At 71.6% G+C, this 19,993-nt stretch carries 14 protein-coding genes, 6 tRNA genes and 1 riboswitch; of the genes, 9 read left to right on the forward strand and 11 right to left on the reverse strand.

Features of this window, described 5'->3' with window-relative positions; genetic code table 11:
* Positions 1-74: 74 nt before the first annotated feature.
* Both trmB and AB0J12_RS32680 read left to right on the forward strand, forming a co-directional pair.
* Positions 75-917 (forward strand): tRNA (guanosine(46)-N7)-methyltransferase TrmB, encoded by an 843-nt coding sequence (gene trmB, locus AB0J12_RS32675; protein ID WP_363268229.1) that lies wholly within the window; start codon positions 75-77, stop codon positions 915-917.
* A gap of 50 nt (positions 918-967) precedes the next feature.
* Positions 968-2,341, forward strand: a complete 1,374-nt coding sequence (locus AB0J12_RS32680; RefSeq protein ID WP_363268230.1) for a PrsW family intramembrane metalloprotease — start codon at positions 968-970, stop codon at positions 2,339-2,341.
* Positions 2,342-2,384: 43 nt separating this feature from the next.
* Here AB0J12_RS32680 and AB0J12_RS32685 read toward each other — a convergent pair whose 3' ends face one another.
* From AB0J12_RS32685 to AB0J12_RS32710, 6 genes are all read right to left on the reverse strand, one after another.
* A complete protein-coding gene (locus AB0J12_RS32685; protein ID WP_363268231.1) occupies positions 2,385-3,329 on the reverse strand; it encodes an aldo/keto reductase in 945 nt (314 codons plus the stop codon).
* 144 nt (positions 3,330-3,473) lie between these two features.
* Positions 3,474-4,508, reverse strand: coding sequence for a M23 family metallopeptidase (locus AB0J12_RS32690; protein ID WP_363268232.1), 1,035 nt, complete (start codon positions 4,506-4,508; stop codon positions 3,474-3,476).
* A gap of 11 nt (positions 4,509-4,519) precedes the next feature.
* Positions 4,520-4,676: riboswitch (cyclic di-AMP (ydaO/yuaA leader) on the reverse strand.
* A gap of 240 nt (positions 4,677-4,916) precedes the next feature.
* A complete protein-coding gene (locus AB0J12_RS32695) occupies positions 4,917-5,981 on the reverse strand; it encodes a PP2C family protein-serine/threonine phosphatase (protein WP_363268307.1) in 1,065 nt (354 codons plus the stop codon).
* A 463-nt stretch (positions 5,982-6,444) separates the two neighbouring features.
* A tRNA-Met gene (locus AB0J12_RS32700) sits at positions 6,445-6,518 on the reverse strand.
* Positions 6,519-6,609: 91 nt separating this feature from the next.
* Positions 6,610-7,254, reverse strand: a complete 645-nt coding sequence (gene ribA, locus AB0J12_RS32705) for a GTP cyclohydrolase II (protein WP_363268233.1) — start codon at positions 7,252-7,254, stop codon at positions 6,610-6,612.
* Positions 7,255-7,377: 123 nt separating this feature from the next.
* On the reverse strand, positions 7,378-7,881 hold the full coding sequence (locus AB0J12_RS32710; protein WP_363268234.1) for a MarR family transcriptional regulator: 504 nt from the start codon (positions 7,879-7,881) through the stop codon (positions 7,378-7,380).
* Between the two features lie 69 nt (positions 7,882-7,950).
* On the opposite strand from AB0J12_RS32710, the gene AB0J12_RS32715 reads away from it, so the two are divergent.
* Positions 7,951-9,081 (forward strand): dihydrofolate reductase family protein, encoded by a 1,131-nt coding sequence (locus AB0J12_RS32715; protein ID WP_363268235.1) that lies wholly within the window; start codon positions 7,951-7,953, stop codon positions 9,079-9,081.
* A gap of 79 nt (positions 9,082-9,160) precedes the next feature.
* On the opposite strand, the gene AB0J12_RS32720 is transcribed toward AB0J12_RS32715, so the two are convergent.
* From AB0J12_RS32720 to AB0J12_RS32735, 4 genes are all read right to left on the reverse strand, one after another.
* Positions 9,161-9,233, reverse strand: a tRNA-Lys gene (locus AB0J12_RS32720).
* A 275-nt stretch (positions 9,234-9,508) separates the two neighbouring features.
* Positions 9,509-11,680: a DEAD/DEAH box helicase gene (locus AB0J12_RS32725; RefSeq protein ID WP_363268236.1), complete on the reverse strand. Its 2,172-nt coding sequence runs from the start codon at positions 11,678-11,680 to the stop codon at positions 9,509-9,511.
* Between the two features lie 254 nt (positions 11,681-11,934).
* Positions 11,935-12,471: a hypothetical protein gene (locus tag AB0J12_RS32730; RefSeq protein WP_363268237.1), complete on the reverse strand. Its 537-nt coding sequence runs from the start codon at positions 12,469-12,471 to the stop codon at positions 11,935-11,937.
* Positions 12,472-12,579: 108 nt separating this feature from the next.
* On the reverse strand, positions 12,580-12,930 hold the full coding sequence (locus AB0J12_RS32735) for a metallopeptidase family protein (protein ID WP_363268238.1): 351 nt from the start codon (positions 12,928-12,930) through the stop codon (positions 12,580-12,582).
* A gap of 83 nt (positions 12,931-13,013) precedes the next feature.
* Between AB0J12_RS32735 and AB0J12_RS32740 the strand changes: the two genes are divergently transcribed.
* From AB0J12_RS32740 to AB0J12_RS32755, 4 genes are all read left to right on the forward strand, one after another.
* Entirely contained in the window at positions 13,014-14,555 is a 1,542-nt protein-coding gene (locus AB0J12_RS32740) for a metallophosphoesterase (RefSeq protein ID WP_363268239.1), read from the forward strand.
* Positions 14,556-14,636: 81 nt separating this feature from the next.
* Positions 14,637-14,709: transfer RNA gene (locus tag AB0J12_RS32745), tRNA-Glu, on the forward strand.
* A 60-nt stretch (positions 14,710-14,769) separates the two neighbouring features.
* A tRNA-Asp gene (locus AB0J12_RS32750) sits at positions 14,770-14,844 on the forward strand.
* 24 nt (positions 14,845-14,868) lie between these two features.
* Positions 14,869-14,942: transfer RNA gene (locus AB0J12_RS32755), tRNA-Phe, on the forward strand.
* A gap of 61 nt (positions 14,943-15,003) precedes the next feature.
* Here AB0J12_RS32755 and AB0J12_RS32760 read toward each other — a convergent pair.
* The gene (locus AB0J12_RS32760; protein ID WP_363268240.1) at positions 15,004-15,378 is read right to left on the reverse strand and encodes a hypothetical protein; all 375 of its coding nucleotides are present in this window, start codon (positions 15,376-15,378) and stop codon (positions 15,004-15,006) included.
* Between the two features lie 310 nt (positions 15,379-15,688).
* Here AB0J12_RS32760 and hrpA point away from each other — a divergent pair, with 310 nt between their 5' ends.
* Entirely contained in the window at positions 15,689-19,633 is a 3,945-nt protein-coding gene (hrpA, locus tag AB0J12_RS32765; RefSeq protein WP_363268241.1) for an ATP-dependent RNA helicase HrpA, read from the forward strand.
* 91 nt (positions 19,634-19,724) lie between these two features.
* A tRNA-Asp gene (locus AB0J12_RS32770) sits at positions 19,725-19,799 on the forward strand.
* The last annotated feature ends 194 nt before the right edge of the window (positions 19,800-19,993 follow it).

The following is a 19,993-nucleotide window of genomic DNA, read 5'->3' on the forward strand; positions in this document are numbered from 1 at the left end:
AACCGCGCCCCCCCCCCCCCCCCACAAGCCGCGCCCCGCACACCGCAACGCGCCTCCGTACAATCGATCCCACTGTGTCTGACTCCCTCAACGCTCCCGAAACCCACCGGCCCACCCCCGCAGCGGAGCCCGGCGTCTCCGTGCGGCACACCCGGGCCACGGGTGAGCCGCGGTTCCCGGACGGGCCGAAGGCCGACCCCGCCGGTTCGCACTTCGAGCGGCGCATCCGCAGCTTCCAGCCGCGCCGCAGCCGGGTCACCGCCGGGCAGGCGGACGCCCTGCAGCGGCTGTGGCCCAAGTGGGGGCTGGACATCGACGGGCAGCGCACCCTCGACCTGACCGAGCTGTTCGGCAACGACAACCCTGTCGTGCTGGAGATCGGCTTCGGCATGGGCGAGGCCACCGCGCAGATGGCCGCAGCCGACCCCGGCACCAACATCCTCGCCGTGGACGTGCACACCCCCGGCCAGGGCAATCTGCTGAACCTCGCCGACCACCACGGCCTGTCCAACATCCGCGTCGGCAACGGCGACGCGATCATCCTGCTGCGCGAGATGCTCACCCCCGACGCGCTGGACGGCCTGCGCGTCTTCTTCCCGGACCCGTGGCCCAAGAAGCGGCACCACAAGCGCCGCCTGATCCAGCCGGAGTTCCTCACCCTCTCCGCGACCCGGCTGAAGCCGGGGGCGATCCTGCACTGCGCCACGGACTGGGAGCCCTACGCCGAGCAGATGCTCGAGGTGCTCACCGCGCACCCCGACTTCGAGAACACCCAGCCGGACGGCGGCTTCGCGCCGCGCCCCGCCTTCCGGCCGGTGACCCGTTTCGAGGGCCAGGGCCTGGACAAGGGCCACGTCGTGAACGACCTGCTCTTCCGCCGCGTACCGCATCCGCGGGACGACCAAGATCCGGACTGACGCCACCGTCAACGTCGCGAGCGACGCTCTCCCTCGTTAGGGTCATTGCCGTGGCCACGAGTCCCCCGTATCCGACATACCCCAGCGGCCCCGGCGACGGTGCGCTCCATCACCCGCACTGGTGGCAGCGCAGAGGGGTGCGGTACGGCGCGCTCATCACGCTGCTCGCCCTGTCCGGTCTGGTCATCCTCGCGCTGGTGCGCGAGCAGACCGGCACCGAGGGCTTCCTGGTCGGGCTGGGGCTCGCCGTCTTCCCCGTACCGCTGCTGCTGACCGCCTTCCGCTGGCTGGACCGGGTGGAGCCCGGCCCCTGGCGGAACCTGCTGTTCTCGTTCGCCTGGGGCGCCTGCGCGGCGGCCCTGATAGCGATCGTCGCCAACAGCTTCGCGACGAAGTGGATAGCGACGGCAACCGCGGACCCCTCCGGCGCGGACACCCTCGGCGCGACGGTGATAGCGCCGATCGTGGAGGAGTCGGCGAAGGCCGCCGCCGTCCTGCTCGTCTTCCTCTTCCGCAGACGCGACTTCACCGGGATCGTCGACGGCGTGGTGATAGCCGGTGTCACCGCGACCGGCTTCGCGTTCACCGAGAACATCCTCTACCTCGGCACCGCCTTCGGCACCGACCAGCTCACCGGCGGCCGGGGCATCGCCTCGGTCACCGCGGCGACCTTCTTCGTCCGCGTGATCATGTCGCCGTTCGCGCACCCGCTGTTCACCACCATGACCGGCATCGGCTTCGGCATCGCCGCGCTGTCCGGCGAGGGCCGGCGCCTGCTCCGCGTCCTGCTCCCGCTGGGCGGGCTGCTGCTCGCCATGGGCATGCACGCCCTGTGGAACGGCTCGGCGTCCTTCGGCCCGTTCGGCTTCTTCGCCGTGTACGGCGGTTTCATGATGCCCGCGTTCGGGCTGCTGACCTGGCTGGTGATCTGGACCCGGCAGCGCGAGCTGCGCACCGTGCGCGAGGAGCTGCCCGCCTACGTCGCCGCGGGCTGGCTCGCGCCCGCCGAGCCGTTCGCGCTGGGCTCGATGCGGGCGCGCCGCATGGCCCGCGAGTACGCCGCCCACCACCTGGGCAAGCCGGCCGCCAAGGAGGTCGCACGCTACGAGGCCTACGCGACGTCTCTGGCGTTCCTGCGGCACCGGGGCCGCCTCGGCCGCGCCGGCGCCGACTTCGTCGTACGGGAGAGGGAGCTGCTGAACGAGGTGTGGCGGCTGCGGGCGCTCGCCCGGCCGGCGCTGGAGTACGCGGCCCGGGCTGCCGCGCCCCCGGTACCGGTGATGCAGCCCTGGCCCGCGCAGCCGTGGCCCGGTCCCGGGGCGGCCCGGCCGCATCCGCCGTACGCCGGACAGGCGGGGTACGCGGGACACGCCGGTTACGGAGCCCATCCGGCGCATCCGGCATACAACCCCTACCGGTCATAGCAACCGCAACCGTCAACGCGCCGCGGACGCCGGAGAGCGTCGGTCAGGCCGACGCCCGCGTCAGCCGTGCCAGCTCCACGTCCGTCAGGGTCAGCTCCGCCACGCCCAGCAGCGCCGGGAGCTGGTCCGTGGTGCGGGCCGAGGCGATGGGGGCGGCGACCGTCGGCTGCGCGGCGAGCCAGGCGAGGGCGGCCGTGGCCACGGGGACGTCATGAGCCTGGGCGACCTCGTCCAGAGCGGTGAGGACCGCGCGGCCGCGCTCGGAGTTCAGGTGCTGCGCGGCGCCGCCCGCCCGCGGGCTGTCCACGCTCGCCCCGGGCCGGTACTTGCCGGTGAGGAAGCCGGAGGCCAGCGCGTAGTACGGGACGGCGGCGAGGCCGGCGCCGGCGGCGACGTCCTGGAGGTCGCCCTCGTAGGTGTCGCGCGAGACGAGGTTGTAGTGCGGCTGGAGCGCCACGTACCGGGCGAGGCCCTCGCGGTCGGAGAACTCCAGGGAGGCCCGCAGGCGCTCGGCGGAGATGTTGGAGGCGGCGATATGGCGGACCTTGCCGGCCTTCACCAGCTCGTCCAGGGCGCCGATGATCTCCTCGACCGGCACGTCGGGCTGGTCGTAGTGGGTGTAGTAGAGGTCGATGTGGTCGGTGCCGAGGCGGCGCAGGGAGGCGTCGGCGGCGGCCTCGATGTTCGCCGCGCTCAGTCCCCGGTACTCGGGGTGCTGGCTGACCTTGGTGGCGATGACGACGTCGTCGCGGTTGCCGCGGGCCTTGATCCAGCTGCCGATGATCGTCTCGGACTCCCCGCCCTGGTTGCCCTCGACCCAGGCGGAGTAGGCGTCGGCGGTGTCGATGAAGTTGCCGCCGGCGGCGGTGTAGGCGTCGAGGACGGCGAAGGAGGTCGTCTCGTCGGCGGTCCAGCCGAAGACGTTGCCGCCGAGGGCGAGCGGGAAGACCTCGAGGTGGGACGCACCGAGCTTGCGAAGAGCAGTCATGCTCCGTTTCAACACCCCGGCGTCATCGACCCATTCCGCACGGAAACCAACAACGTGCCAACAAGTCGGCGCACACGAACCGGCAGCCCTGACGTCGGGGGGTGTGCCGTCAGGACCGCCGGGGATCGGGAGCCGGGCGAGGTGTCAGGGGTTGAGGCCCTTGTCCTGCAGCCACGCCATGGGATCGATGCCGGAGGCCTGCCCGTCGGGGTGCACCTCCAGGTGCAGGTGCGGGCCGGTGACGTTGCCGGTGGCGCCCACGCGGCCGATGACGTCCCCGGTGGCGACCTTCTGCCCGACGCTGACGCTGATCGACGACTGGTGGCAGAACCACAGCTCGGTGCCGTCGTCGAGGGTGAGGATCGTGCGGTAGCCGTAGGAACCGGCCCAGCCCGCCTCGGTGATGGTGCCGCTGTGGATGGCCTTGATCAGCGTGCCGGTGGGAGCGGCGAAGTCCAGGCCGGTGTGGTAGCCGGAGGACCACATGGAGCCGGCCTGCCCGAAGCGCGAGGTGAGGGTGTACGAGGAGGTCGGCAGCGCGTACTGCTTGGCGAGCTCGGCGAGGCGCTCGGCCTCGGCCTTCTTCTTCGCCTCCTCCTCCGCCTTCTCCTTCGCGGCGGCGGCCTTGGCGGCGGCCTCCTTCTCGGCCTGCGCTGCGGCCTCGGCGGCCTGCTTGACGACAGCGGCCTCGGCGGCGGCCTGCGCCTTGACGTCGACCTGGACCTGCTGCGACTCGGCCTGCGCCATGATCCGGTTGCGCAGCGCCTCACCGGCGCCGGCGGCCTGCTGCCCGTCGTCGTCGGAGGTGACGCCGATGTCGGTGAGCGGGGTGGCGGAGCCCTGGGGCCGGTCGTCCTCGTGGTCGGAGATGAGCGAGCCGACCGAGGGGAGGTCGGGCATGGAGATGGAGACCGGCGGCTTGCCGGTCTGCGCGCTGGCCATGCCGCCCGCGCCGACGGCGGCGATGACGCCGACGCCGAGCACGGTGGAGCTGCGGGCGAGTCCGCCGCGCTGCTTGGCGACGCGGTGCCGGCCACGGACGGAACGGACGGACTCCTCGGTGGGATTCCACTCCTCCCAAGGGCCCTCGTCGGTGCGGTGGCCGCCGTAGACCAAGGTCTCGGGGCCCTGCTGGTTCGGCACGGACGGGGCTGTCGGGGCAGGCCGGTTGGACGCCACGCGGGCGTACTCCTTTCCTTCCGTCTCGCCTACCGGGTTAGCTGACGGGTTCGGAGCAGGAAGGTCTCCTACGCGCGTATACCGGCCGTCGATCGACGGCGGCTGACGCGAGATTCACCCCAAAGTGGTGGTTCCCCGGTTCCCTACGGGATTCGGCGCGTGAGCACGGAGCCGTCTCTTGTGACGGCTGGGACGACCGCGCTGCGTTATCGAACGTTAATGACCCGGCAGCCGGATTCCAAGCCGTTCGTCTTGATCATTAACATTCTTGGCTTGGACTTTCACGCCATGACCGGCGCAAAAGGGGCGACTTGACCGCCCCTCAGGCGTCACGTCCAAAACCTTGTTTCGGTGATGGTGCATCAATTGTTATGCAGAGGGCGCTCATCCGCTCACGCATGGTGACCTTCACGGTCGGCGTACGGCGAGCAGCGCCATGTCGTCCGCCATGCCGCCGCCGGAGTGCCGCCGGACATCCTTCGCGACGGCGGCGAGCAGGGCGCCGGGCTCGGTGACGACACGTCCGGTGAGCCGCGCCTCGACGTCGTAGAAGCGGCCGTGGCGGTCGCGGCTCTCGGAGAGGCCGTCGGTGTACAGCAGCAGCGTGGCGCCGCCGGGAAGGGCGGCCAGTTCCGTGCGGTCGGGCCAGGGACCCAGCTCGCCCATGCCGAGCGGCAACGCGGGTTCGGCGGGCAGCAGCGTGCGCAGGGGGCCGTCGGCGTACAGCAGCACCGGCGGCGGATGGCCGCGGTTGAGGACGCGGACCACCCAGTCGCCGTGCGGGAGTTCGGCGAGGACGGCGGTGGTGAACCCCTCGAACGCGTCCAGCCCGTCGCGCCGGGCGCCCTCCCGGGCCAGCGCCTGCTCCAGCCGCTGGGCGACCGCCTCCAAGGTGGCCTCCTGCTCGGCGGCCTCCCGGAACGCCCCGATGACCACGGCCACGGCGGCGACCGCGCCCATCCCCTTGCCGCGCACGTCCCCGACGATCAGCCGGACGCCGAACGGGCTGTCCTGCACGGCGTACAGATCGCCGCCGATGAAGGCGTCGGCGCGGGCGGCCTCGTAGCAGGCGGCGATCTGGAACCCGCCGATCCGCTCGGCGGGTTCGGGCAGTACGGCGCGCTGGGCGGCCTCGGCGACCTCGCGCGCGGAGGCGAGCTGCTCGCTGCTGCGGCGCGCGAGGGCGTTGATCAGGACGGCCAGGACGGCGACCGTGGCGACCGTCACCAGCTCGGTGACGGCGTCGGTGTGCCAGACGATGCCGATCGTCAGGTGCAGGCCGAGCACGACGGCGACGGCGGCGAGCCCGGTGAGCGCGGTGCCGCGGCGGCTGTAGAGCGGGGCGGCGACCAGGGGCGCGGCGGTGAAGAAGGGGGCCGCGGTGAAGTCGGACGGGGTGCAGTAGTCGTAGACCGCGCCGGCGGCGATCAGCAGCGCCGGCAGGATGCGGACGAAGGCCCGCGCGACGGAGATCCTCCGGCCCTCCTCGGGCCGCGGCTCCGCACCGCCCCAGGGGCCTGCGTCGGGCACAGGGGCACCTGGCAGCCGCACGGGGGCACCGGGGGCGCGTACGCCGGGGCCGAGATCGAGGGCGGGGGCGCGTCCGTCGGCCTGGGGACCGGTGGCGCAGCCGCGGGCCGCGGAGCCGGTCCCGGCGTCGGGAACCCACTCGTCGGCCAGGGAGTCCCTCCCGGCCTCGGGAACGCGCCCGTCGGTTCGGGGGTACGGCCCGTCGTCCGTCGCGTCACCAAGCCGCACCGCTCGTCTCCCACCGTCCCTGCCGGTCGTCGTCCCGCCCGTCCAGGTTTTCCGGTGCGGGCGCGGGCGGCGAGCGGTGAGGGCCGACCGGATGACGCCGGGCGGCAGGCGCGCAGGAGCCGGCCGACAGAAAAACCGAGGGCCGGAAACCTTTCGGCTTCCGGCCCTCGGCCTTCAGTAGCGGGGACAGGATTTGAACCTGCGACCTCTGGGTTATGAGCCCAGCGAGCTACCGAGCTGCTCCACCCCGCGTCGTTGTGACTCCAGTGTACGTCATCCGCGGGGCACCCGACGACCACGTTCCTCCAGGGGGTCACCCGGCGTCCCGCCGGACCCTCCGCGCTCAGCTCACGCCGCGGTCCGCCAGCTCGGCGAGGGGCAGCGTGTGCTGGGTCTGCAGGACCTTGGCGCGCAGGTAGCGCACGTTGTGCGGGGTGGAGAAGACACCGGTCGGCACCCGGTCGCGGACGTCGAGACCGAGGGTGCGCAGCTGGCCGGCCTTGTCGGGGTTGTTGGACAGCAGATCCAGCGACCCGATCCCGAGGGCGGTGAGCATCTGTGCGGCGGCGGTGTAGTCGCGGGCGTCCTCGGGCAGGCCGAGGGCGGCGTTGGCGGTGTAGGTGTCCAGGCCCTGGTCCTGGAGGGCGTAGGCGTCGAGCTTGTTGTAGAGGCCGATGCCGCGTCCCTCCTGGCGCAGGTAGAGCAGGACACCTCCGCGGTCGGCGATGCGTTCGACGGCCTCGCGCAGCTGGGGGCCGCAGTCGCAGCGGGCGGAGCCGAAGACGTCGCCGGTCAGGCACTCGGAGTGCAGCCGGACGAGCGGGACCGCGCCCGGTTCGCCGAGGACGACGGCCACGTGTTCGCGGCCGTCGACGAGGCCGTGGAAGGTGACCAGTTCGGCGTCGGCGCGGTAGCCGTCGGCGAAGTGCAGCGGGACCCGGACGCGGGCGCGCGGGGTGGCGGCGGGGACAGCGGGGGCGTCGGCCATGCGGGTGCTCCGGGTTCCGTCCGGCTGCTTCAGATTTGAAGCAGAATCTCAGAACGGGACCTTACCTCTGCTTGAAACTTGAAGCAATACGCGGCGCCGCAGAGCTGCCGGGTATGACGTGACTCACCCGCACGGTGGCGCGGACCGCCGGCGCCAGGGGACGTCCTCTGCGTCCGCCCCCTGCAGCGCCCGTGTGATCCCCGCGCAGATCTCCTCCAGCTGCCCGACCTGCTCCGCGCCGAGATGGTCGAACAGCGCGGCCCGGACCGTCTCCACATGGCCGGGGGCCGCGCGCTCGACGTGGGCCAGCCCCTCACCGGTCAGGACGGCGATGCTGCCCCGCTTGTCCGACGGGCAGCTCTCGCGCGCCACCAGCCCGTCCTTCTCCAGCCGGGTCACCGCGTACGTCAGCCGGCTGCGGGTGATCTTCAGCGCCTCGGCGAGGTCGGTCATCCGCAGCCGCCGCTCGGGCGCCTCGGACAGGGTGGCCAGGATGGAGTAGTACAGATGCGGCATGCCGGCGTCCTGCTGGAGCTGCCGGTCCAGCGCGTCCTCCAGAAGGTGCGTGGCCGCGAGGTAGGCGCGCCAGGCACGCTGCTCGTCGGGGGTGAGCCAGCGGGTCGTCATGCCGCCAGTGTAGGTTTGTTTCAAACTTGAACCAAGCCGTGTCCGTCACCTCACCCGCCGGGGAGCGCGATGCCCCACCCGTACGTCCTGCTGTCCGCGGCCGTCTCCCTCGACGGCTGCCTGGACGACACCGGCCCCGACCGTCTGCTGCTGTCCGGCCCGGCCGACTTCGACCGTGTCGACGAGGTCCGCGCGTCCGTCGACGCGATCCTCATCGGCGCCGGCACCCTGCGCGCCGACAACCCGCGGCTGCTGGTCAACTCGCCCGAGCGGCGGGCGGCCCGCGTGGCGGCCGGCCTCCCCGAGTACCCCCTGAAGGTCACCGTCTCCGCCTCCGGCGACCTGGACCCGGCGGCGAACTTCTGGCACACGGGCGGCGAGAAGGTGCTCTACACGACGCTGGAAGGCGCCGAGCGGGCGAGCCGGGCCGGCATCCGCGCGGACATCGTCCCCCTCGGCCACGACCTGGACTGGCCCCGCCTCCTCGACCATCTGCACGACGCCCGGGGCGTGCGGCGCCTGATGGTCGAGGGCGGCGGCACGATCCACACCCAACTGCTCCAGCAGCAGCTGGCCGACGAACTCCAGCTGGTGCTGTCCCCGCTCCTCGTCGGCGACCCCGGCGCCCCCCGCCTCTTCGGCCCCGGCGCCTACCAGAGGGGCCGCCTGCGCCTGCTGCAGACGCGGCAGATCGAGGACGTCGTCCTCATGCGCTACGCGCCCACCGCCCCCGGCACGGGCACCGGCGCCGCCCCCGCCGACCGCCACTGGCTGCGCCTGGCCTGCGAGCTGGCGGACCGGTGCCCGCCCTCCGGCACGGCGTTCAGCGTCGGCGCGGTGATCGTCGCGGCCGACGGCACCGAACTGGCCCGCGGCCACTCCCGCGAGGCCGGCGACCCCACGGTCCACGCCGAGGAAGCGGCCCTCGCCAAGATCCCGGCGGACGACCCCCGCCTGCCCACCGCCACGGTGTACACCAGCCTGGAACCCTGCACCCACCGCGCCTCCCGCCCCCATCCCTGCGCGGAGCTGATCCTGCGGGCAGGGGTGCGCCGGGTGGTGACGGCCTGGCGCGAGCCGGACACCTTCGTCCCCGGCGCCGACGGCAGCGGCGCACTGACGGCCGCGGGCGTGGACGTGGTGGTACTGCCGGAGTTCGAAGCGGCGGCACGCGAGCCGAACCGTCATCTGCTGAGCTGACGCGACAGCGCCCGGGCCGGTCGGACCGGTCCGGGCGCTGGGGGCGGGCGGGAGGGGATGAACCCCTCCCCCGCATGCGTAGGCCCTGTGGGACTCGAACCCACAACCAATGGATTAAAAGTCCACTGCTCTGCCAATTGAGCTAAGGGCCCGGGCGATGTTGCCTCCCCGAGCATAGCGGGACGAGCCCGCGTCGCCGATCGGGTATCGCTGACGCGGCCGCGTCGGACGGCCGGCCGGGGCCGGAAGTGTCGGCTGTGGACCGGTTCGCGACCCTCGGGAGGGATGCGGAAAGGCCCGCACGACCGAAGTCGTACGGGCCTTCACCTCAGTGCTGCGACACCGTCAGCCGGTGCGCCGGCGTCAGCCGTTGCGTGCGTCAGCCGTTGCGTGCGTCAGCCGTTGCGTGCGTCAGCCGTTGCGTGCGTCAGCCGTTGCGCTTCCAGCGCGGCTTGTCGTCGCGGCGGCCGAAGGAGGAGGAGGGGGAGGAGGAGCCGCCACGGTGCTCGTCACGGCGGCCGTAGGGACGCTCGTGGCCGCCGGTGCGGAAGCCCGGGCGGTCGTCGCGGCGGTCGCGGTTGAACGGGCGGTCGTTGCCACGGTGGCCACCACGCTCGTCGCGACGGAAGCCACCGCGGTCGTCGCGGCGCTCGAAGGTACGGCCGCCACGGTCGCGGTCGACCGGACGACGCTCGTCACGGCGGAAGCCGCCACGCTCGTCGTCACGGCGGAAGCCGCCGCGGTCACCGCCACGGTCGTTGCGGTCACCGCGGTCGCCACGGTCGTTGCGCTCGCCGTCGCGGCGCTCGAAGGTACGGCCACCACGGTCGCGGTCGAACGGACGACGCTCCTCACGGCGGAAACCACCGCGGTCACCGCCACGGTCGCCCCGCTCGCCTTCCCGGCGGTCGAAACCGCGCTCACGGTCCCGGCGGTCGAAGGAACGACGGTCGTCGCGGTCCTGCGGACGACGGTCGTCACGGTCGTACGAACGGCGGTCGTCGCGGCGGTCGTCCCGGCGGAAGCCACCGCGGTCACCGCCACGGTCGCCGTCCCGGCGCTCACGGCGCTCGTACGGCGCCGCCGCCGGACGCTCGGCGCGCTCGGCGCGGTCCACGTCCTCGGCACCCGGCTGCTCCGGCACCGACACCTCGGCCACGACCTGCGCCGCGGCGGCCTCGACGGCCGCGGCCGGGTCCTCGCCCCGCTCGCGCGCCGCCCGGGCGACCAGCCGGTCGGCCTCCTCGCGCAGCTCCGTCGCACGCCGCTGGGCGCGCTCGAGCTCCTTGGTGAGCTGGGCGACCTCGCGCTCGGCCTGGGTCGCGGCGTTGCCCGCGGACTCGGCCTGGACCTCGGTCATCGAACGGGCGCCGGTGATCTCGGCGACCTCCGGCTCGAAGGCACCGGCGCTCTGGATGATGTGGCGCGCGGCGTCCACGCCGGCGTCCTCCATCAGGCGGAAGATCTGGCGGCGCTGGTGCGGCAGGGAGAGGGAGACGACCGTGCCGGTACGGCCCGCACGCGCGGTACGGCCCGCACGGTGCAGGTAGTCCTTGTGGTCGCCGGCCGGGTCGACGTTGAGCACCAGGTCGATGCCGTCGACGTGGATGCCGCGCGCGGCGACGTCGGTGGCGACGAGGCAGTTGACGTACCCGTCCTTGAAGTCGGCCAGGGTCCGGGTGCGGGCGCCCTGCGTCATGCCGCCGTGCAGCGCGTCGGCCTTCACACCGGCGTCCCGCAGCTGCTCGGCAATGCGGTCGGCGCCGAGCTGGGTGCGCACGAAGATGATGGTGCGGCCCTTGCGGGAGGCGATCGCGGCGGTGACCGGCGCCTTGTCCTTGGGCTTCACGATCAGGATGTGGTGCGACATCGTCGTGACATTGCCCTGGGCGCTGTCGACCTCGTGCGTGACCGGGTCGCTCAGGTAGCGCTTGACCAGCGTGGAGATCTCGTTCTCCATCGTGGCCGAGAACAGCATCCTCTGGCCGCCGGCCGGGATCTGGTCGAGCAGCTCGGTGACCTCGGGCAGGAAGCCCAGGTCGGACATCTGGTCGGCCTCGTCGAGGACGGCGACCTCGACGTTCTCCAGGGAGCAGGCGCCGCGGTTGATGATGTCGCGCAGGCGGCCCGGGGTGGCGACGAGGACGTCGACGCCGCGCTCCAGGGCGTAGATCTGGTTGCCCATCGACGTACCGCCGCAGACGACCTTCATCTTGAGGCCGAGGACGTCACCGTACGGCTGGAGGGCGTCCGCGACCTGCATCGCGAGCTCACGGGTCGGGGTGAGGATGACCGCGCGCGGCTTGTGCTTCTCGGTGCGGCTGCCGGCCAGGCGGGCCAGGGTCGGCAGACCGAAGGAGAGGGTCTTGCCGGAGCCGGTGCGGCCCCGGCCGAGGATGTCCTTGCCGGCCAGGGCGTCCGGGATGGTCGCGGCCTGGATCGGGAAGGGGGTGGTCACGCCGTTCTGCGCGAGCTTGCGCACGACGCCCTCGGGGAGGCCGAGGTCGGCGAAGGTGAGCTCGGGGGTGGTGTCCTGAGGGATGTCCTGGGAACCGTTGTCCTCGGACACGACGGCGTGATCAGTACTGGCGATGGACATGCGAATGCGAAACCTTCCGGAGTCTCGTCGGCACGCGCCCGTCAACTCCGTGATTCGCACACGACCGCCTCGATGCGGTCCGCCACGGCAAGGGAGAGTACGCGCCACACGGCGCGCTTCTGCGTTGGCGCCGGGCAAATGGGATCAAACGATCTACCACCATACGCACCTCGGGCCACCCAAGGCAAACCGCGTGGATGAGCCGCTGCTCACACCGAGGGCAGGGACACCGGGCGCGGACCTCCGGCCCCGGCTCACACCGGAGCCCCGGCCAGCGGTGCCGGCTCGCGCTGCGTCAGCTGCGGCCCGGTCCCCTCGTGCGCGGACGAGGAGGGCTGCGGGGCCGGCGGCTCGGAGGTGGCCGGCGGCTGGGACGGCTCCGGCGTGGGCTCCGGCGCGGGCGTGGTGTGCGTGGGGGTCGGCTGCGCTGCGGTGGGCGACGGCTCGGGCGGGCGCGGGGGCTGCGGCGCCGCCGAGGGCCGGCCGCCGACCGCCTGCGACGGCGTGCCCGTGGGCACGGCCGACGCCGTTGCGGGGTCGCCGGACGCGCCCCCGCCGTCCTTGGCGTCACCGTGCCCGTGCCCGTGGGCGTCACGACCGGACCCGGCTCCACCGGCACCGCCCCCGGACACCGCCACGCCACCGTCGGGACCTTCACCGCCCCGCGCCCCCGCCGAGTGCGACGGCCTGGCCTGGCCTCCGTCCTGGTCCCCCACGCTCATGCAGCCGGCGGCCGCGGCCACGGCGATGACCGTGGCGGCCAGGCGGACGGGTACGTACAAGGGGCGCACGGGCAGCCACCTCCGGGATGAGGGAGAGTCGATGTGCCCAACTCCCGCCGCCCGCAAGAGGACACGCCCGGGGCCCCGCCGTCCGGGCGCACGCAGGGGCCGTAAGGCCTACCCGTAGCCCAGGCTGTGCAGCCGCGCGTCGTCGATCCCGAAGTGGTGCGCGATCTCGTGCACCACGGTGATCTCGACCTCCTTCACGACCTCCGCGCGGCTCTCGCAGAACCGCAGAGTCGGCCCCCGGTAGACGGTGATGCGGTCCGGCAGCACCCCGGCGTACCACTCCCCGCGATCGGTCAGCGGGGTGCCCTCGTACAGCCCGAGCAGCTCGGGATCATCCGCCGGCGGTTCGTCCTCGACGAACACCGCCACGTTGTCCATCAGCCGCGTCAGCTCCGGCGGAATCCGGTCGAGCGCCTCGGCGACCAGTTCCTCGAACTCCTCGCGCGTCATCTCCAGCACACCGCCATTGTCCGGTACGACGCCCCCACCCGGCCGTCGTACGGCGCCGCATACCCGCACCCGCACTTGGGCATACGGCACCAATGGTCCGCGTCCTGCCCGCAGCCCGTCACCGTACGAAGCGACCCCGCCCGGCCCCACTCACCCTCGACGACCAGCCCTCCCCCTGGCTCCGCGCCTGCGGCCTGATCGCGGTCGTACTGCTCGGCGCCTGGCTGGGCCTGCTGGTCGTCGGTGACGTCCGGGCGCCCGTCGGCCCCATGGACACGACCATGACGCTGCGTCCCTCCCTGACCGGCGGCACGAAGATCAACGTCTCGCCGCTCGGTGCGCTGCACCTGGACAGCCACATCGCCCCGGTACGGCTGGACGTGAACGTCGACCAGCTCGACCCCGACCGTGCCCAGGCCCTGGTCGACCACCCCGAACGCATCTCCGGGCTCCAGGACGAGGTCGCCCGGGACGTCGAGCACGGCACCCTCGACCTGGCCCTGCGCTCCTGCGTGGCCGTCGTCATCGGCGCGACGGCCCTGGGCCTGGCCGTCTACCGCCGCCCCCGCCGCGCCCTGGCCGCCGGCGGCCTCGCGCTCGCCCTCCTGACCGCCTGCGGAGTGACGGCGTACGCGACCTGGAACCCCAAGTCCGTCCTGGAACCGAAGTTCTCGGGCCTGCTCTCCTCGGCGCCCTCGCTGGTGGGCAACGCGCGCAACATCGTCACGGAATTCGACGTCTACCAGAAGGAACTGGCCCGCCTGGTGACCAACGTGACCAAGCTGTACGACGTCACCTCCACGCTCCCCGCCTACCAGCCCGACCCGACGACGATCCGCGTCCTGCACGTCTCCGACATCCACCTCAACCCGGCCAGCTGGAAGATCATCGGCTCGCTGGTGCAGCAGTACAAGGTCGATGTGATCGTCGACTCCGGCGACACCATGGACCACGGCACGGCGGCGGAGAACGGCTTCCTGGACCCGATCCCGGACCTCGGCGCGCCTTACGTCTGGGTCCGGGGCAACCACGACTCGACGACGACGCAGGACTACCTGGAGCACATGAAGAACGTCCACGTCCTGGACGCCGGCCGGGCCGTGTCCGTCGCCGGCCTGCGCTTCGCCGGCACCGGCGATCCGCAGTACACCCCCGACCGCGCGGTCGAGCCGGGCGGCGACGCGGCGGAGGAGCTGGCCGGCGCCCGCCTCGCCACCGCCCTGCGCGACCAGAAGGCCAAGGGCACGCCGGTGGACATCGCGATCGCCCATGAACCGGTCGCGGCCCGCCAGACGGACGGCGAGGTGCCGCTGGTCCTGGCCGGCCACATCCACCACGAGGCGACCGAACTGCTGCCGTACGGCACGCGTCTGCGCGTCGAGGGCTCCACGGGCGGCAGTGGTCTGCGCGCGGTGGAGGGCAAGCATCCGGACCCGATCGAGGCGTCGATCCTCTACCTGGACCGTGGCACCCACCGCCTGCAGGCCTGGGACGAGATCGAACTGGGCGGGCTGGGCCTGACGACGGCCGAGGTCAGCCGCCACCTGCCGAAGGAGAACCAGCCCGGCGGCTCACCGTCCCCGTCGTCGCCGTCGGCCCCCGCCCCGTCATCACCGTCGCCCAGCCGCCCCTGAAACCGTTTTGGCGATACCCCCCGCCATCCCATATGCTTCTCACGTCCCCGACGCGCTGAGAAGCGCCCAGGCGGGCCGATAGCCCTCATCGTCTAGCGGCCTAGGACGCCGCCCTTTCAAGGCGGTAGCACGGGTTCGAATCCCGTTGGGGGCACGCAGTATCGTGTGCGACACTGTCCTAGGCGTCAGCCGAAGGCAAGCGCAGACACCACTTGGTCCTGTGGAGCAGTTTGGAGTGCTCGCCACCCTGTCAAGGTGGAGGCCGCGGGTTCAAATCCCGTCAGGACCGCTGAGGTTTCACGTGAAACCTCGTGGCTGGGTAGCTCAGTTGGTACGAGCGATCGCCTGAAAAGCGATAGGTCGCCGGTTCGACCCCGGCCCCAGCCACAACAGCCCTATCGGGGCAAACACCCCCTCCGGGATTCCGGAGGGGGTGTTCTCGTGTGCGTTACCTGGTCTCGGTGTAGCCCGCGACCAGCGTGGAGCGCAGGGGGCAGGTGACCGAGGACTTCTTGCCCAGGGCGACCCACGGGCCGTGGACGGTGACCAGGCGGGAGTGGATGAAGGGGCCGGTGCCGTGGTCCTGGTCGCAGACCGCCTTGGCGCGGTGCTGGCCGGCCTTCTTCGTGCCGACGCTCGTGATGACGTAGCAGTGCGACGTCACCTTCTTGCGCGGGATGGACGTCGCCGTCTTGTCGCACTTGTAGAAGTGGGCGGTGGCGGCCTGGGCCTGGCCCGCACTGACGCCCGTGAACGCCAGCGCGCCGACGGCCGGCAGCACGGCCAGGGCGGCAGCGCGCTTCCACTGGGTGAACGTGGTCATGGAAACTCCCCGATTCAGCCGCTCAGCCGACCTGCGCGGTGTCCGGGCAGGTGAGAGCGGTCCCCGTTGGGTGATGGATGGTCGAAGCCCCTGGGGTGAGCGTGCGAGGGAGCCCTGCACGGCCTGTGGCCTGCGTCGATGGCGGATCCCGCATCCCCCGTGGAGCGGTCGCGATCAACATAAAGGTCCGGTCACCGAATGATCAACTTCCGGCCACGTGACCCTGTCCACACCCGCCGGCGTCCCCCGCTCGGCGTCCGGAGCAAATCGTTCGCCAGTCTTTTGGGCGAGGTGAGATCCTGGATCGCGTATGTCTACGCACCCTGCCCCCGCCCTCGGCGCTCTCGCGCCCCGACTGACCGAGCTGTCCCTGCGTGACGCGCACCGGCTCGGCCGCAGGCTCGAAGGCGCGCGCAAGATCCGCAAGCCGGAGGCCCGCGCCGCCGTCCTCGCCGAGATCGAGGCCGAGGTCGGCAAGGCCGAGGAGCGGATGAGCGCCCGCCGCGAGCGCGTGCCCGCGATCACCTATCCCGAGCAACTGCCCGTCAGCCAGAAGAAGGACGACATCGCGGCGGCCATCCGCGACCACCAGGTCGTCATCGTCGCCGGTGAGACGGGCTCCGGCAAGACCACTCAGATCCCGAAGATCTGCCTGGAGCTGGGCCGGGGCGTGCGCGGCATGATCGGCCACACCCAGCCGCGCCGGATCGCCGCCCGCACCGTCGCCGAGCGCGTCGCGGACGAGCTGAAGACCCCCCTCGGTGAGGCCGTCGGCTGGAAGGTCCGCTTCACCGACCAGGTGAACCCGGACGCCACCTTCATCAAGCTGATGACGGACGGCATCCTGCTCGCCGAGATCCAGACCGACCGCGAGCTGCGCGCCTACGACACGATCATCATCGACGAGGCCCACGAGCGGTCCCTGAACATCGACTTCCTGCTCGGCTACCTCGCCCAGCTCCTGCCGCAGCGTCCCGACCTCAAGGTCGTCATCACCTCGGCCACCATCGACCCCGAGCGTTTCTCGCGGCACTTCGGTGACGCCCCGATCATCGAGGTCAGCGGGCGGACGTACCCGGTCGAGGTGCGCTATCGGCCGCTGCTGGAGGAGGACAGGGACGACGCCGACCGCGACCAGATCACCGCGATCACGGACGCCGTCGAGGAGCTGATGGCGGAGGGCAAGGGTGACATCCTGGTCTTCCTCTCCGGTGAGCGCGAGATCCGGGACACGGCGGACGCGCTGACGAAGAAGCAGTACAGGTTCACGGAGGTCCTCCCGCTGTACGCGCGGCTCTCGCACGCCGAGCAGCACCGCGTCTTCCAGCCGCACACCGGGCGCAGGATCGTTCTGGCGACCAACGTCGCCGAGACCTCGCTGACCGTCCCCGGCATCAAGTACGTCATCGACCCCGGCTTCGCCCGGATCAGCCGTTACAGCCACCGCACCAAGGTGCAGCGGCTGCCGATCGAGCCGATCTCCCAGGCCAGCGCCAACCAGCGCAAGGGCCGCTGCGGCCGTACCTCCGACGGCATCTGCATCCGCCTGTACAGCGAGGAGGACTTCGAGGCCCGCCCGGAGTTCACGGACGCCGAGATCCTCCGAACGAACCTGGCCTCCGTCATCCTGCAGATGACCGCCGCCGGCCTCGGCGACATCGAGAAGTTCCCCTTCATCGATCCGCCGGACCACCGCAACATCCGCGACGGCGTCCAGCTGCTCCAGGAGCTGCACGCCCTGGACCCGGCGCAGAAGGACCCGCGCAAGCGCCTGACCGACACCGGCCGCAAGCTCGCCCAGCTGCCCGTCGACCCGCGTCTGGCCCGGATGGTCCTGGAGGCCGACAAGAACGGCTGCGTCCGCGAGGTCATGGTCATAGCGGCGGCCCTGTCCATCCAGGACCCGCGTGAGCGCCCCGCCGACAAGCAGGCCCAGGCCGACCAGCAGCACGCCCGCTTCAAGGACGAGACCAGCGACTTCCTCGCCTACCTCAACCTGTGGCGGTACATCCGCGAGCAGCAGAAGGAGCGCGGCTCCAGCTCCTTCCGCCGGATGTGCAAGCAGGAGTACCTCAACTTCCTCCGCATTCGCGAGTGGCAGGACATCTACACGCAGCTGCGCACGGTCGCCAAGCAGATGGGCATCCACGTCAACGAGGACGATGCCCCCGCCGACCGCGTCCACGTCTCGCTGCTGGCCGGTCTGCTGTCCCACGTCGGGATGAAGGACGTCAAGGACGGCAACAAGAACGAGTACCTGGGCGCCCGCAACGCCAAGTTCGCGATCTTCCCGGGTTCGGCGCTGTTCAAGAAGCAGCCGCGCTTCCTGATGTCCGCGGAGCTCGTCGAGACGTCCCGCCTGTGGGCGCGGGTCAACGCGAAGATCGAACCGGAGTGGGTGGAGCCGCTCGCCGGCCATCTGATCAAGCGGACGTACAGCGAACCGCACTGGGAGAAGGACCAGGCCGCGGTGATGGCGTACGAGAAGGTCACGCTGTACGGCGTGCCGATCGTCGCCCAGCGCAAGGTGAACTACGGCCGGATCGACCCCGAGGCCAGCCGCGAGCTGTTCATCCGCAACGCCCTGGTGGAGGGCGACTGGCGCACGCACCACAAGTTCTTCTCGGACAACCGCAGGCTCCTGAGCGAGGTCGAGGAGCTGGAGCACCGGGCCCGCCGCCGTGACATCGTCGTGGACGACGAGACGCTGTTCGACTTCTACGACCAGCGGGTGCCCGAACACGTCGTCTCCGGTGCGCACTTCGACTCCTGGTGGAAGCGCAAACGGCAGGAGCAGCCGGACTTCCTGGACTTCGAGCGGGAGATGCTCATCCGGGAGTCGGCGGAGGCGGTCACCAAGGCCGACTACCCCGACTCCTGGCGGCAGGGCGAGCTGAAGTTCCGGGTGACGTACCAGTTCGAGCCGGGCGCGGACGCGGACGGTGTGACGGTCCATATCCCGCTCCAGGTCCTCAACCAGGTCACCGACGAGGGCTTCGACTGGCAGATCCCGGGCCTCAGGGAGGAGCTGGTCACCGAGCTGATCCGCTCCCTGCCCAAGCCGATCCGCCGTCACTACGTGCCCGCGCCGAACTATGCGAAGGCGTTCCTCGAGAGGGCGACGCCTCTTCAGGAGCCGCTGACCACGACGATGGCCCGTGAGCTGAAGCGCATGGTCGGCGTTCCCTTCGAGGCGGAGGACTTCGACTGGGCGAGGGTCCCCGACCATTTGCAGATCACCTTCCGGATCGTCGACGAACGGCGCCGCAAGCTGGCCGAGGACAAGGACCTTCAGGCGCTGAAGCTCCAGCTGAAGCCGAAAGCACGCAAGGCCCTCTCCCAGGCCGCGGCGGCGACCGCCTCCCGGCAGGGCGGCGAGTCGCTGGAGCGCAAGGGGCTGACGGACTGGACGATCGGCTCGCTCACCCGCGTCTTCGAGACCCGCCGCGCCGGGCAGCCGGTGAAGGCCTACCCGGCTCTGGTGGACGACGGTGACACGGTCTCCGTGCGCCTCTTCGACACGGAGGCGGAGCAGGCGGAGGCGATGTGGAAGGGCATGCGCCGGCTGATCCTGCGCAACATCCCGGTCAACCCGGCGAAATTCGCGAGCGATCGTCTGACGAACGCCCAGAAGCTCGCGCTGTCGGCGAATCCGCACGGTTCGATCCAGGCGCTGTTCGACGACTGCGCGATGGCGGCGGCGGACAAGCTGATCGCGGACTTCGGCGGGCCGGTGTGGGACGAGGAGTCCTACCGCAAGCTGTACGACAAGGTGCGCGCGGAGATCGTGGACACGACCGTGCGCACGGTCGGCCAGGTCCAGCAGGTGCTGGCCGCCTGGCAGGCCTGCGAGCGCCGCCTGAAGGGCCTGCGCAGCCCGGCGCTGCTGGCGAACCTGCAGGACGTACGCAAGCAGCTGGACGCCCTGGTGAAGCCGGGCTTCGTGACGGCGACGGGGCTGCGGCGGCTGCCGGACCTGATGCGGTATCTGATCGCGGCGGACCGGCGGCTGCAGCAGATGCCGACGAACGTGCAGCGGGACACCACGCGCATGGAGAAGGTCCACGAGATGCAGGACGAGTACGCGTGGCTGCGGGAGCAGATGCCGCAGGGGCGGCCGGTGCCGCAGGCGGTGCTGGACATCCGCTGGATGATCGAGGAGCTCCGGGTCAGCTACTTCGCCCACGCGCTGGGCACCGCCTACCCGGTCTCCGACAAGCGGATCGTGAAGGCGATCGACGCGGCCGTACCGTAGCCGGGCGCGTGCGGAGGGTGAGTTCGACCAGGGGCTCACCCTCCTGTAGAGTCCTTCTCGCAGCGCAGGAGTGACAAGCGCCGCAACACCTGGTCCTGTGGAGCAGTTTGGAGTGCTCGCCACCCTGTCAAGGTGGAGGCCGCGGGTTCAAATCCCGTCAGGACCGCAGCATGAGGGCCCGTCCATCGGACGGGCCCTCAGTCGTTCCGCCCCACAAGGGGAAGGCACCGCCCCGCCACCCGGCCAAGGTGGAGGCCGCGCCCGCGGCGCAGCCGCAATCCGGCAGAGCAAATCCCGTCAGGACCGCAGTACGAGGGCCCGTCCATCGGACGGGCCCTCAGTCGTTGCGCCGACACGGCG

It is taken from the genome of Streptomyces sp. NPDC049915, from assembly GCF_040656475.1.
Lineage (GTDB): Bacteria > Actinomycetota > Actinomycetes > Streptomycetales > Streptomycetaceae > Streptomyces.